At 55.3% G+C, this 12,920-nt stretch carries 13 protein-coding genes and 1 pseudogene; 7 read left to right on the forward strand and 7 right to left on the reverse strand.

The window, feature by feature from the left end:
- Nucleotides 1-130: 130 nt before the first annotated feature.
- Nucleotides 131-1,135, reverse strand: coding sequence for a LysR family transcriptional regulator (locus HXS66_RS09335; RefSeq protein WP_084208581.1), 1,005 nt, complete (start codon nucleotides 1,133-1,135; stop codon nucleotides 131-133).
- Between the two features lie 187 nt (nucleotides 1,136-1,322).
- Between HXS66_RS09335 and HXS66_RS09340 the strand changes: the two genes are divergently transcribed.
- From HXS66_RS09340 to HXS66_RS09360, 5 genes are all read left to right on the forward strand, one after another.
- Nucleotides 1,323-2,750, forward strand: a complete 1,428-nt coding sequence (locus tag HXS66_RS09340; protein ID WP_176503398.1) for a sodium:solute symporter — start codon at nucleotides 1,323-1,325, stop codon at nucleotides 2,748-2,750.
- Between the two features lie 677 nt (nucleotides 2,751-3,427).
- Nucleotides 3,428-4,417 carry a TRAP transporter substrate-binding protein DctP gene (gene dctP, locus HXS66_RS09345; RefSeq protein ID WP_176503399.1) on the forward strand — a complete coding sequence of 330 codons (990 nt, stop codon included), beginning with the start codon at nucleotides 3,428-3,430 and terminating at the stop codon, nucleotides 4,415-4,417.
- Nucleotides 4,418-4,427: 10 nt separating this feature from the next.
- Nucleotides 4,428-4,979: a TRAP transporter small permease gene (locus HXS66_RS09350; RefSeq protein ID WP_141391557.1), complete on the forward strand. Its 552-nt coding sequence runs from the start codon at nucleotides 4,428-4,430 to the stop codon at nucleotides 4,977-4,979.
- A 3-nt stretch (nucleotides 4,980-4,982) separates the two neighbouring features.
- Entirely contained in the window at nucleotides 4,983-6,287 is a 1,305-nt protein-coding gene (locus HXS66_RS09355) for a TRAP transporter large permease subunit (protein ID WP_176503400.1), read from the forward strand.
- A 22-nt stretch (nucleotides 6,288-6,309) separates the two neighbouring features.
- Nucleotides 6,310-6,978 carry an RraA family protein gene (locus HXS66_RS09360; protein ID WP_255303177.1) on the forward strand — a complete coding sequence of 223 codons (669 nt, stop codon included), beginning with the start codon at nucleotides 6,310-6,312 and terminating at the stop codon, nucleotides 6,976-6,978.
- A gap of 117 nt (nucleotides 6,979-7,095) precedes the next feature.
- Here HXS66_RS09360 and HXS66_RS09365 read toward each other — a convergent pair whose 3' ends face one another.
- Entirely contained in the window at nucleotides 7,096-7,593 is a 498-nt protein-coding gene (locus tag HXS66_RS09365; protein ID WP_176503401.1) for an OsmC family protein, read from the reverse strand.
- A 158-nt stretch (nucleotides 7,594-7,751) separates the two neighbouring features.
- Here HXS66_RS09365 and HXS66_RS09370 point away from each other — a divergent pair, with 158 nt between their 5' ends.
- Complete coding sequence (locus HXS66_RS09370; RefSeq protein WP_176503402.1) at nucleotides 7,752-8,840, forward strand: hypothetical protein; 1,089 nt, start codon at nucleotides 7,752-7,754, stop codon at nucleotides 8,838-8,840.
- A gap of 18 nt (nucleotides 8,841-8,858) precedes the next feature.
- Here HXS66_RS09370 and HXS66_RS09375 read toward each other — a convergent pair whose 3' ends face one another.
- Genes HXS66_RS09375 through HXS66_RS17450 form a run of 4 tightly spaced genes read right to left on the reverse strand, consistent with a single transcriptional unit; the run spans nucleotide 8,859 to nucleotide 11,438 of the window.
- Nucleotides 8,859-9,710: a hypothetical protein gene (locus tag HXS66_RS09375; protein WP_176503403.1), complete on the reverse strand. Its 852-nt coding sequence runs from the start codon at nucleotides 9,708-9,710 to the stop codon at nucleotides 8,859-8,861.
- Entirely contained in the window at nucleotides 9,700-10,182 is a 483-nt protein-coding gene (locus HXS66_RS09380) for a hypothetical protein (protein WP_176503404.1), read from the reverse strand. Before HXS66_RS09380 ends, HXS66_RS09375 begins: the two co-directional genes overlap by 11 nt.
- A gap of 23 nt (nucleotides 10,183-10,205) precedes the next feature.
- Nucleotides 10,206-11,036 (reverse strand): hypothetical protein, encoded by an 831-nt coding sequence (locus HXS66_RS09385; RefSeq protein ID WP_176503405.1) that lies wholly within the window; start codon nucleotides 11,034-11,036, stop codon nucleotides 10,206-10,208.
- A 51-nt stretch (nucleotides 11,037-11,087) separates the two neighbouring features.
- Nucleotides 11,088-11,438: a hypothetical protein gene (locus HXS66_RS17450; protein WP_255303179.1), complete on the reverse strand. Its 351-nt coding sequence runs from the start codon at nucleotides 11,436-11,438 to the stop codon at nucleotides 11,088-11,090.
- Between the two features lie 260 nt (nucleotides 11,439-11,698).
- On the opposite strand from HXS66_RS17450, the pseudogene HXS66_RS09395 reads away from it, so the two are divergent.
- A pseudogene (locus HXS66_RS09395) lies at nucleotides 11,699-12,025 on the forward strand (transposase); the annotation flags it as partial.
- A 54-nt stretch (nucleotides 12,026-12,079) separates the two neighbouring features.
- On the opposite strand, the gene HXS66_RS09400 reads toward HXS66_RS09395, so the two are convergent.
- A complete protein-coding gene (locus HXS66_RS09400) occupies nucleotides 12,080-12,658 on the reverse strand; it encodes a hypothetical protein (RefSeq protein WP_176503406.1) in 579 nt (192 codons plus the stop codon).
- Nucleotides 12,659-12,920: the final 262 nt, after the last annotated feature.

Genomic DNA, 12,920 nt, shown 5'->3' on the forward strand with positions numbered 1-12,920 from the left:
AGGGGCGCCCCGAAGCGCCGCTGCCACCCGGACTGACTGGTGACAGCGGCGCGGGCCATTCAGAACGCGCTTCAGGACGGGCTTCAGGACGGGCTTGAGAGCAAGGTCTTGATCGAGCGCCAGGGGTGACTCAAGTGGCGGGCGCGCCGTCACTGGCCAGCACGGCATTGGGGTCCGGCAGCTGCATTTCCAGACCGCGATGCAGGCGTTCTTCCAGCGGCACCTTGGCCAGCGCGTTGTGCAGGAAGTCGACGAAGGTGGATTCGGCGGCGCTGAAACGCGCCTCACGGTGCCACATCAGATGCAGGTCGATATCGGCCACGCCACCGTAGGGTGGCAAGGGCCACAGCTGCTGCTCCTCGACCTCACGCCGCACGATGTGCTCCGGCATGCAGCCGATGCCCCAGCCGGCCAGCACCATGCGGCGGATTTCCTGCAGGCTGCTGGATTGACCGATCACCGGGCCCTGCAAGCCCTCGCGGGCGCGGAACATCGCCAGCGGAGACAGCACGCCATCGAGCTGCTCGCTGCCGAAGGAGACATAACGCTCATTGCGCAGCGCCTCCAGCGGCAGATTCTGCTGACCGAAGAGCGGATGCATGCGACCACAGAAGTAACGGTAATTCTGGCGCGCCAGCACCTGGGACATCAGTGGCTCCGGTGTCTGCTGCGCCAGGCAGATGCCCAGCGCGCCCTGGCGCTGCAACAGGCCCTGCTGCACCTCGTGACTGGACATCTCCTGGATCGAGAAGGTGACCTGGGGGAAACAGCGATGAAAGCGCGCGAACACGCTATCAAGGAATCGGCACTCGATGCCGGTAATGAAAAGGAGCGAGACATGCCCGGAAATCTCCGTATGACTGTTGCCCACCTCAGAGGCGAGACGCGCCACGTTGGCGTAGATCTCCACGGCCTCGCGATAGACCACCTGCCCCGCCCCCGTCACGCGAAAGCTGTGACTGTCTCGTTCGATCAACCGTTGCCCGAGGCGCTCTTCCAGACGCTTGAGTGACAGACTCACCGCCGGCTGGGACAGATAGAGACGGGCTGCCGCTCGACTGACACTTTCCTCCTGAACGATGACGATGAAGGTTCTCAGCAGGTTCCAGTCCAGAGTGTCATGGATGGGTCGCATGGCGAGGATTCCTGTCCAGAAAATGACGCCCCCGGCGTGGCAATGGCCACGCAACGTCTTCGTGACGAGCCAGGTAGCATGGAAGTCAGCACTGCCTCGCCATTGCCATCCACTTGAGTGATATATTGCCTTTCTCTCAAGCTGGCAATGACGATCAATACAACATCAACAATGCGGAAAAATGACAATGTTCGATAGCCGAGAAACCGAGATTCTCTCGATCATGATCATAGCATGTGGCCTATTTCTGATGGGGCTTTCGCTGTATTTCTTTCGCCGCATCAAGACCTATGATGACTACAATGTCGCCGGCCGTTCCACCGCGACCTTTCCGCTGATCTGCACGCTTGTCGGCACTGCCGTCGGCGGCTCCACCCTGCTGGGCTTCGTCTCCAAGGGCTACACCTTCGGCATGGGGCAGCTGTGGCTGCCGGTGGGCATGACCGTCGCCGGCATCGCGCTGTACTTCTTCATCGGCAAGATCCACGCCGAAGGCCGGCGCCTGGAGATGGTGACACTGGCCGACTTTCTGGTCAGCCGTTTCGGCGAGGGGGTCAGACTCCCCACTCTGCTGAGCATCCTGTGCGCCTACGCGGCCATCACCGGCATGCAGTTCGTGGCGGTGGCCACGGTGCTCAAGCTGGTGTTCGGCCTGGCGCTGCCGGTGGGTATCCTGCTGACCTGGGCGCTGCTGACCGCCAAGACATGGCTGGGCGGCCTGATGGCGGTCATCTGGTCGGATGCGATTCTCGGTACCCTGCAGACACTGGGCATCTTCTTCCTTCTGGTCACCGTCTACTACGCCAGCGGTAGCTGGGAGATCATCAGTGCATCGCCCACACCACAGGGCAGCCCTGACTTCCTGAGCCTGACCGGCATCTCCGGCCATGAACTGGCGGTCTACATGCTGACCATCGGCGCCTATCAGTTCGTGCGCCAGGACCTGTGGCAGCGCTTCTGGGCCGCGCGCAGCCTCAAGGCGGCACGTACCGGCTACGCCGTGGCCATCGTCTTCACGCTGCTGGTCGGTGGTGCCGTGGTGTTGATCGGTGCCTTCGCCAGGCTGGGGCTGGACATCGCGGTGGCCAATCCGGACCTGTCCTTCTACGCCATCATCAAGGCCACCCTGCCACTGCCGCTGATGGTCAGCATGGTCGTGGTGCTGCTGGCGACCATCATCTCGTGTGCGGATTCGTTCTTCATCGCCGGCGCCTCGTCGATTGCCAATGACGTGATCAAGCCGCGCATGAAGGGCCGTGATGATGCCTTCATGCTGCGCATGAGCCGTCACTCGGTGATCGCCATGTCCTTGATTTCGCTGGGTCTGGCACTCTACGCCCCGCGCCTGCTGGATATCTGGATTCTCGGCAGCGCGATGCTGGTCTGCGGGGTACTGGTGCCGACGGTGGTGGCCCTGTGTCGCCGCTCGCCAGACCCGCGCGGCGGGGTGATCATGATGTGGGGCGGGCTTGCCACCGCCATTCTCTGGCAGCTGCTGGGCCATCCCTTCGGGCTGCATCCGGTGATGATCGGCCTGCCGGTCTCGCTGGCACTGATGCCGTTGGCGCTGCGCAAGCCGAGCCTCAGCCTCGCGACCGACACCGCCACGCGCTGAGCCTGATGAGCGGGGCTCGCGCCGCTGTCAGACGCTGGGGCACGCCTCGTCATGCATGAGACCTGATGCAACATACACGATGCATGAGACCTGATGCATGAGACATGTTGCATAGGGCATGAAGCCCCGGTTCCCGATGCTGTCATCACGACATCGAGAACCGGGGCCTTGTTGCGATCTTCGCTCGAAGCCCTGCGGTTCTTGTCTTTCTTGCAGTGGTGTCTGTTCTTTCCTCTTCTTCTCCCCCCCTTCCCTTTCGTTCTCACCTTGTATTCCATCGTTTTCCACCAGATTCATCCCCCTGAATCGGTCAGAATTACTCTGAGATATCTGCCAGTATCACTCTGGTTTCTCTACCAGGATCATCTCGTGTTTCCTTGTGGTTCGCACCGGGACTTTGCCTTGAATTGCCGAACTATGCCCCTCGAATTGACGCTGGAAGTCACTGGACCAAACACACAGATTTTCTTACATAAATCTCGCAAATACTGCATATTGAAATTTGAAAGCCCAAAAGGCTGATGATTCGTTGACCGCAGCCAAGGCGGCTCATAGATTGAAGACGTACCATCAACGACAAGTCGCAAGGGACGCCGCTGCACCTCCTGGCCATCTGATCCCACCAGGTACGTGCAGACAGCATCGCCCGACACAATAACGATAAAGTGGAAACTGCTATGAAAACCCTCAAGCCCGCTCTGTTGCTCCCGCTGCTCGCACTGCTCCCGGCCACCCAGTCAATGGCCACCGAGCTGCGCATGCTGTCCAGTTACGACCAGACCACCGCCTATTCCCGTGAAATCGCCCAGCGCTTCATCAAGGAAGTCGAAGCCAATGACGCTGCCGACCTCACCATCCAGCTGACCGGCCCGGACGTCGTGCCGCCCTTCGAGCAGCTGCAGCCTGTCGCTGCCGGTGTCTTCCAGCTGCTCTACACCCACGCCGCCTACCACACCAACACCACTGGCGTTGGCGCGGCAATGGATGGCGTGGCGGTGAATCCGGAGCAGACGCGTGAATCCGGCCTGTGGGACATGGTCGATGAGCACTACAACGGCCTGGGCCTCAAGCTGATCGCCATTCCGCCGCTGGGCAGCCACGGTTTCCAGTACGTGCTGAAGGAGCCGATCACCGGCACGCCGGGTCTGGACGGTCGTCGTCTGCGCGGCAGCCCCACCTATACCAATGTCACCAAGGGGCTGGGCGGTACGCCGGTGCTGATGTCCAGTGGCGATGTCTATTCCGCGATGGACCGTGGCGTGATCGACGGCGCGGCCTGGGGCCTGAATGGCGTCAAGGACATGGGCTGGCAGGAAGTCGCCGGCTACTACTCCAAGCCCACCTTCGGTCAGACCTACAACTTCGTGCTGATGAACTTGAACGCCTTCAACAGCCTGACCCCAGAGCAGCAGAAGGTGCTGCTTGACGAGGGCCGTCAGCTGGAGACCGAGATCGTCCAGGTGCTGGATGAACTGGCGATCGAGGAATGGAAGGCGCTGAACGAGGCTGGCATGCAGGCCACCGAATTCGCCCCGGAAGACGCCGAGCGTCTGGATGCCCTGGTCACCGACGGTATCTGGCAGCTGGGCATCGACAAGTCGCCGGAAGCCGTGACCGCCATGCGCGAGCTGGCGATCGAGAAGCACCTGACCACCGTCAGCGAGTAAGGAATCCACCATGCCAACCCTGCTTGCACGTGTGCATGACGGCGTGACGCGAGCAGGCTTCCTTCTGGGCGGTGTCACCCTGTGTGGCATCGTCCTGTGCTTCTGGCTGGAAGTCATCGCGCGCTATTTCTTCAATTCGCCCACCCTGTGGTCCGGCGCGATGGTGGCCTACCTGCTGTGCCTCTCCATCTCGCTGGCCGCGCCGGAACTGGCACGTACCCATGGCCATATCGCCATCACCGTGCTGCCGGAACGCCTCAGCCCTGCCACCCGCGCTCTCTATGACCGCCTGCTGGCGCTGATCACCGGTGGCGTCTGCGCCGTAGCCGGCTGGATCTGCCTGCAGGAAAGCCTGCGTCAGTTCCAGTACCACACCACCACCGCCATGGGGCTCGATATCCCCAAGGTCTGGGTGTCCTCCTTCATCGCCTACGCGTTGATCAATGCGGCCCTCTACTTCCTGCGCCACGCCTTCACGCGCGCCGCGCCCGAGGCGACCCCATCGGACGACTCCGACTCCGCCGCCTCCTCGGCGACCACCGACGCCAGAAAAGGACCCTGAGTCATGGAATGGTATTTCTCTCTGGGCCTGGCCATCGCCTTGCTGATGGGCCTGTTCGCCCTCGGCATCCCCGTCTTCGCCGCCTTCCTGACCATCAACGTGCTGGGCACGCTGTGGTTGATGGGCACCGCCGGTTTCGGCATGTTCGCCAACAGTGTCTACGACAGCATGACCTCGGAGACGCTGACCACCATCGCGCTGTTCGTGCTGATGGGGGAGCTGCTGTTCCGCTCCGGCTCCATCGATGTGATCTTCGACTCGCTGGATGCCCTGATGGGCCGCATGAAAGGCCGCCTCTACTTCTTCGTCGTCGCACTCTCGACCCTGTTTGGCGCCCTGTCCGGCTCGGCACTGGCCGTGACCGCCATGCTCAGCCGCTCGGCGCTGCCGACCATGCAGGAGCGCGGCTATGATGACAAGCTCTCCATCGGCCTGATTCTGGGCGGGGCGAGTCTCGCGCCGATCATCCCGCCGAGCCTGTTGGTGATCATCATCGGCTCGATGGTGGATGTCTCCATCGCGCGGCTGCTGATCGCCGGTATTCTGCCGGGTATCCTGCTGGCTGCGCTGTTCATCCTCTACGTGAAGGTGCGCATCACGCTGGACCCTCGCCGCGCGCCGCCGGTCGATGAAAGCGGTGGCGGCACGGCAAAGGAGAAGCGTCGCGCCCTGATCAACATGCTGCCGTTCAGCATCATCATCTTCGCCGTGCTCGGGTTGATCCTGCTCGGTATCGCCACACCGTCCGAGTCCGCCGCCACTGGTGTACTGGGCTCGCTGGTGGTCGCGGCCTACTACCGCAAGTTCTCCTTCAAGATGGCGGGCGAAGCGGTGATGTCGTCGCTGAAGGTCAGCACCATGATCATCCTGATCCTGGCGTGCTCGAAGCTGTTCTCGCAGCTGTTGAGCTTCACCGGCGCCACCAGCGGGCTGGTGAGCAGCGTGACCGGGCTGGATCTTGACCCGGTGTGGATGCTGCTGATCCTGATGCTGATTCCGCTGATCGCCTGCATGTTCATCGACCAGATCGCCTTCATGATGGTGGTGATTCCCATCTACGCGCCGCTGGTCAAGCTATATGGCTTTGACCCGGTGTGGTTCTGGACGCTGTTCCTGATCAACATCTCGGTGGGCAGTCTCACCCCGCCCTTCGGCTACAACCTGTTCGCAGTGAAAGGTGCCGCCCCCGCGACCCCGATGCAGACCATCTACGCCGCCGCCTGGCCCATCGTCATCTGCTTCCTGTTCGCGATGCTGATGCTCTACTGGGCCCCGTGGCTGACGACCTTCCTGCCCAGCCTGATCTGACCGACCACGCCGAGAGACTTCCATGTACCAACTCAATGACATGCCAGACCAGGTCGCGCCGGAGCTGCTGGCACAGCTCACCCAGTGCGAGACGGCCACCATCGGTCACTTCCACACCCACGGCTTCGTCGAACCGGCGATTGCCAGCATGCTGCACCAGGTACGGATTGCCGGCACCGCCGTCACCGTCTCGCTGCCGCCGGAAGATGGCACCCTGCTCAACCACCTGATGCGTCTGGTGCGCCCGGGCGATGTGCTCATCGTGCATCGTCAGGGCGATCGTCACCGCGCCTGCTGGGGCGGCGTGATGACCACGGTCGCCTCACGCCTCGGCGTGGCCGGTGTGGTGATCGACGGCATGGCCACCGACGCCTTGACCATTCGCGACAAGCATTTCCCGGTGTGGAGTCGCGGGGTCGCCTCGCTTACCACCCGCTTCGCCGGGATCGGCGGCGCGCTCAACGTGCCGGTCAGCATCGGCGGCGTGGTCGTCAATCCGGGCGATGCCATCCTCGCAGACGAAAGCGGTGTCATCGTCATGGCCCCCTCAGAGGTCTCCGCCATCGCCACCCACGCCATCGAGGTGCAAGAAGCGGAAGACGTGCTGCTGGCGAAGATCGCCGACGGCGCCTGCCTGCCCGACCTCACTGGCGCAAGCCAATTGATCGAGGAAGTGAACGCACGCGGCTGATCCCCCCGCTTGATCAGGTCGCGAGACGCTGATTCTTTTGAGAGATGCTGAAAGCAAAAAAGGCCACCAGATTGCTCTGGTGGCCTTTCGGGTTCTGACAGGTCAGTCTGCCACGTATCACTGATGAGTGATCACTGCCTCGCAGCTGACCGGGAAATTCAGCGAATTGGCGATGAAGCACAGCGCATGCGCCCGGTGGTGCAGCTCATGGGCGAGCGCGATATCGTCGCCGGCGGCCAGGGTGATCGCGGGGCGCAGCACGATGGCGGTGAAGCGGCCTGCCTCGGCAGCTGGATCGCCTTTGCCGCCACTGGTGCCTTCCCGCATCGTGCCCTCGGCGTGATCGAGATAGGTCATGACACGAATGCCGGCGTCGGCACACAGATGCAGATACCACAGCTTGTGGCAGGCCGAGACGGAAGCCACCAGCAGGTCTTCAGGATTCCAGCGCGCGCCGTTACCCCGAAAGGCGGGGTCCGCGGAGCCTTCAAGGCTCGGCTTGCCACTGACACGGGCCTCGAAATCGCGCTCATAGGCGGTGTAATGCGTGGTGCCCTCGCCGCGATTGCCGGTCCACTCGAGATCAACCGAATAATGGTGTTGTCTGGACGTCATTGTCTGGGGGGTCTCTTCACAAGGGGAGCGCGGACGCCGGCATGACGTGCCGCCTGATACTTCCGCATGATTAGTCTTCCAATCAAGGAGGGGAGGCAAGAAGTCCCCACACCCCGATGATAGGATTGGCACATTCGCACTCTGACAGGATGTCACGCATGGCGTTTGCAGCTGGACGACGGTTTACCGGGATTCCCGGGCTGGCAATCGCCGCCCTGACAGTCGGGCTCGGCCTGGGCTCATGTCTCATGACGGCCGGCGCCTCGGCACGCGCCGACGCCGCACAGTTTCGCCCCACGCCTCGGGTCATCAATACCCTGAGCAGCACCTACGGCTTCGTCATCGCTCAGGACATCACGCTGGCGCGCATCGCCGAGACCTATCCTGAACTCGCGCATGACGCTGACCTTGCCTCCGCCTACTTCGCGAATGCCTTCCCCGATATCACCACACGTCTCGCGGACAACCTCGAAAGCCTGATGGGGCGCGAGCATGCACGCGAAGTGCTCGACGGGATACGCCGGCAGATGCAGAAGGAACTGGCCCCGCAACTGACCGCCGACAAGCTGACCACTGACTTTGCCGCCCGCTTCATCGAGGCCATCCGCCTGCGTGCCGAGGGCGAATACCTGCCCTCACCCTTCAAGGAATTCCTGCTGGCGACCAAGTACCAGATAGAGCCGGTGTACGAACTGTACGACGGCTATTTCCAGGAATTCCATTCCAAGGGCCATGCCAAGTCGCTGGGCATCAACCTCGCGCTGCACCTGCCCGCCTCGTGGTCTGCCGCCGAGGGTCGCCTACCGCATATCGTGCAGAAGTGGCAGAGTCAGGCCGGTACCGGCACCGACATGATCATCCTCGAGATCTATGACCTGCATGGCGACACCGTCAGTGACGCGCAGCTCAAGGTGATGGCCTCCACCAATACGCTGGCCCAGTGGGCGCCCATCAACAGTCAGATGCTCGACTCCGGCCTGACCCGGGTGGATCACCGTCAGGCCTACTGGTTCGATATCGCCATGACACAACAACACCAGGGCATGCCCATCACCTCGCAGACCCGTGAATACGGCCTCTTCCTCGACGACAAGCTGATCCGCCTGCACTGCACCAGCTACCACCCCGCCGCCGACGGCACCGCCTACGCCAAAGCCAAGACGGACTTTACCGTCGATGACGGCTTCAGCGAGATCAAGCCGCTTTGTGAAGGGGTGATGGAGAGTTTGGTGGTGATGGAGGAGTGATGGCTTAATTTATCAACTTCAAGAGTTTTGGTTTTTCTTCAAAATATTTACCGCCTCATCAACAACATCTTTAAAATTGAAACTAGTCTGATCACAATTTAAGAATGATTGAGAGTATTTTTTTAGAATATCAACTTTCTTTCCCGTTTTCTCTTTAATAAATTTCCGCCCCAAGTTCACATTTTTTCCACCCAAATTTACATAATCTGTTACAAGATCTTCTTTCCTTTGTCTATATGCCGCTCCTAGGCAATAATTATAAACATAGCATGTCAATGACCTAAATAAAATATTTTCCGCTACTACAAATTGAAACTCATTCTTTAAGCAGTAATCGTATGAAACAAAAATATCAGCAGACTGAAGTAATTTTTGGTAAAACGGTAATATATTGTCTTCAACATAGCCAAAAGTTGTTTTTTGTTTAGCAGCTATAAGTATTGCAAATGGCATATATTCGGTCAGCTTAATTTGCTTAATAACATTTAAGCCAAAGCAACTAGAACATACAACAAACAAGTTCCCCTCTGTTGCTTTATTAAGCTTCCTTAGCATATAAAACAACTCTTCCCAACTGATAAATTCAGATGAACGTGAAATACTTATTCCTTGTACGTCGCTACCATGAAAATCTAGATTCAGAATAGGTTTTAGTTTGGATACTAATGCAGCTTCACATAACCTATCAATATAATACTCGAAATCTTTTTTGCATATTATAATGTCAGAAAAATAGCTTATATTGTTATATAGACAAAGAACATCTAAATCGTCGCTTACTCTCTTGCTAGAGTTTAATTCTTCATCGCAGAGACCAGTCATCCATATAATACAATTATATTCCACAGTAGTATGTGAACTATTCATCATCAGTATTACTCTCTTGAGCATTATCATTAGCGCCACCTAACAGCATAATATGCTTTAGGATATAAACAACTACATCAACAATTTCATAAATAATTAAAAATGCTAGCATTGCCACAAAAATTTGTATAGATGAAAAGGCTTTATCAACCAAGTAAACATACTGATTAGCAAAATATAGAACATCTAAAGTATGAACATAGACTCGAAAATAAGGAAGTGAGACAGCTAAAAACAAACAGAGCAGCAGTAGTTTAACATCCTTTTCTAAATAAGTTACAAAACTCTTAAAATGATCACTTTTCTTTGCCTTCCTCTTTACGTTCATTGATGAGGAAGTTAGCATGCCAACAATGATTGAGGTACATGCCAATACACCACCGAATGTGGCACCAAGTACCAAAGGCAAATTCTTTTCAAATAAAGAATAAGATTCTTTCTCAACACTTGAAACTAGTATTGAGACAGTGAACAAACAAAAATACTTTATTATTGTTTTCATTTTTTATATGTATAACCATCTCGTAGAGCCTTTAATAAATCAGCCACATATTGAGGGCTACAGTTTTCAAGCTCAATCTCTGTTATATTTTCTTTTATGTTCAAAACCTTGACTTTTTGCTTACTCGAGATAACTTTACATTTATCTGATGCATCCTTTTTTCCTCGTATAGTCCAGTCTCCTGCACCATCTTTAATCCAGTCTATCATTGAAGTAAGCCAATTAGACTTTTTTAAATTCAGATTCCCATCAGGGTTTTTAAAAACTGGTGTAAACTCAGTCGCATTTGTTTCATCTTCTACCTCGTGAAGAAAATCTCCAATTTCTTTTTTAGTTTTACCAAACAAATTAGGCGAGAACATATTAAGCCTAACTTCATACACATATTCGAAAGACTCGAAAGTATCCCAAAACCTACTTTCCACTGACTTTGGTCTTATGTGAACGCGCATCATATATTCAATCATAGTATAGTTATTAGCTATCTTTTCAAGTGCTCTTGAAGCTGTGGTCGCATTTCCAAAAACACTCCTCCTATTTTCAATCAATATCACTTGCTCATCTCTATCCCATAACCATACTACGGGTGGAAAATCCTCCGCATGATGTAACTGAAAATCCCTGTCATGATATTTAACTTTGGTCCTTCTAGAGATCACACCAGCCATAAAACCCTCAACTGGTTCCACAGTTATAACCTTGATTGAATACTTATCATTATAAGCATGAGGATTGGACAATGACTTTTCAAATACCCTAATATCCTTTGTAAGATCTGATCGTGAAAAAAGATCATTATCCATTGGTAAAAGAGAAACCTGCAACACATTGAACTCCATATAGCCGCCTTATATTAAATCACAACAATAGAATAAAATTCATTTTATTTTGAATTTATAGATTTTCCTCACCACCGATGGCTGACTAATCCCTGCCCTTTTGGCTATCGCATAGGTACTGGGCAATTCGGCTGCCATCTCACGTAGCCATTGTGCTTCTATGCGCGCCAGGCCTTCCTTGAGAGTTTCGTTAGGGCCAAGTTTGGAGATTGGCATGGCTACCGCCCCCTCAGCGGCAGGCTCTGAGAGGGAATTGGGACTATGAGAGTTATCGGCAGTGGGAAAACTTTCAGTAACGCCTATTCCATTAGATTTGTCATTACTGAAGCCAAATGAATTGCCTAGTCCATTAGCGTTATTCGTGGAACAAGTGTTGAGCAGTGTTTTCACTGAGTCGCTGTCGATGACATCACTGGGGGCGCTGAGCCAGGCGCGTTCCAGCCAGTTTTACAGTTCGCGGATATTGCCGAGCCAGTCCTGGCGCATGAGGATGGGCCATAACGAGGCGTCGAGGAGTTTGCGGCGGCCGTGACGTTGATTGAGGCGGGAGAGGTGTTGCTCTATCAGGGCGGGAATGTCTTCGCGGCGTTCGCGCAGCGGCGGCAGGCTGACGGGGAGCACATTGATGCGGTAGTAGAGGTCGGAGCAGAACCATGACTACCGAGACGGTCATCGATGCATTCGACCAGTTTGCCGATCAGAAAGCCCCTGATACCTTCGCTGTCGTGGTGCTGGACAATGCCAGCATGCATCACTCCAAAGTGTTCAGGAGGATGATGGTTGAGTGGATGTCGCAGCGTGTGTGCTTGACCTACCTATCGGCGTACACGCCGGAGCTGAATCTGATTGAGATTCTCCGACGGCAGATGAGGTATGCATGGCTGCCACTGAGTGCATATCTAGCATTTGAGCACCTATGCGATGAGGTACACCGGCTGCTCGACGGTTATGGCGCTGAGTGCATGACTAATTTTTGAATAGGCATTTAACTCCCTCATATGTTGAGTGAGGGAGTTAACAAATTATATGGATTATCGCCCGAGCATAAAGACGACAGGCGTTGCGAAGTATCCCAACACGCCAATAAGCGCATAGGCATAATGAACATGCGATTTACTGATTAAGTAACCATTACCAAAAATTGAGATTCCAAGGTAGCCAAAGCCAGAGACGATCACCAGTACAATGGTGTTATACATATTGTTACTAGTGGAAGTTAAGCCCATGGCCAGAATCGCAGCTGCTATTATCTGACCGACTATAATACAGTTACATCTCAACTCAATTTTCTCTTTGAGAGCTTCTTTGTCTTTCGATTTCGAGCTTTCATCTGTCAATTCGGAGCCAGGGCCCGCAATCTTGCACGTAGCCGGGGGGGCTTCTGGAGCCTTCTCCTGGTTGGCCGTATTCGCCTCATCGGGAGTTGCCCCAGACTTTGCATGAAACCCGATATACATGATGACAATCCCAAGCACCGCCAAAACACGTGACGGTGTCGGGTCAGTATTGGAGAAATGATGCCAGAAGGCACCCACGAGGAGAAACACCCCAGACCAGACCAAGATTGGATTGGGAGTTTTCTTCACCTTACGCTGTGTGGGGTTGCTCATGAGGCACTCCCCAACATGGCATCGTGCACCTCATTCTTCTCGGGGAGCTTTATTTTTATCGTAGAAGGTAAATCCTCAGCAGAGGCTTTGGAAAGTATTTTTTCAGACATGACGCATTTCTCTGATAGCGGTGTAATGTGGAACGTCCAGCATTCAATCTCAAATAGTACAATAGATCCCTAATAAAGTGAATATAATTGTATTTCAGGTAGCTGTCGGGCCCCGTGTGATTGACTAATCGATTGGTCATAACATAGATCCG

Origin of the sequence: Cobetia sp. 5-11-6-3 (genome assembly GCF_013374055.1) — a bacterium.
GTDB lineage: Bacteria > Pseudomonadota > Gammaproteobacteria > Pseudomonadales > Halomonadaceae > Cobetia > Cobetia marina.

Bases quoted from the DNA above. Each gene is read 5' to 3' on its own strand.
- HXS66_RS09360 (WP_255303177.1), top strand. From the start codon at position 6,310: ATGTACCAACTCAATGACATGCCAGACCAGGTCGCGCCGGAGCTGCTG.
- HXS66_RS09370 (WP_176503402.1), top strand. From the start codon at position 7,752: ATGGCGTTTGCAGCTGGACGACGGTTTACCGGGATTCCCGGGCTGGCA.
- HXS66_RS09355 (WP_176503400.1), top strand. From the start codon at position 4,983: ATGGAATGGTATTTCTCTCTGGGCCTGGCCATCGCCTTGCTGATGGGC.
- HXS66_RS09375 (WP_176503403.1), bottom strand. From the start codon at position 9,710: ATGATGAATAGTTCACATACTACTGTGGAATATAATTGTATTATATGG.
- HXS66_RS09400 (WP_176503406.1), bottom strand. From the start codon at position 12,658: ATGAGCAACCCCACACAGCGTAAGGTGAAGAAAACTCCCAATCCAATC.
- HXS66_RS09340 (WP_176503398.1), top strand. From the start codon at position 1,323: ATGTTCGATAGCCGAGAAACCGAGATTCTCTCGATCATGATCATAGCA.
- HXS66_RS09335 (WP_084208581.1), bottom strand. From the start codon at position 1,135: ATGCGACCCATCCATGACACTCTGGACTGGAACCTGCTGAGAACCTTC.
- HXS66_RS09365 (WP_176503401.1), bottom strand. From the start codon at position 7,593: ATGACGTCCAGACAACACCATTATTCGGTTGATCTCGAGTGGACCGGC.
- dctP (WP_176503399.1), top strand. From the start codon at position 3,428: ATGAAAACCCTCAAGCCCGCTCTGTTGCTCCCGCTGCTCGCACTGCTC.
- HXS66_RS09350 (WP_141391557.1), top strand. From the start codon at position 4,428: ATGCCAACCCTGCTTGCACGTGTGCATGACGGCGTGACGCGAGCAGGC.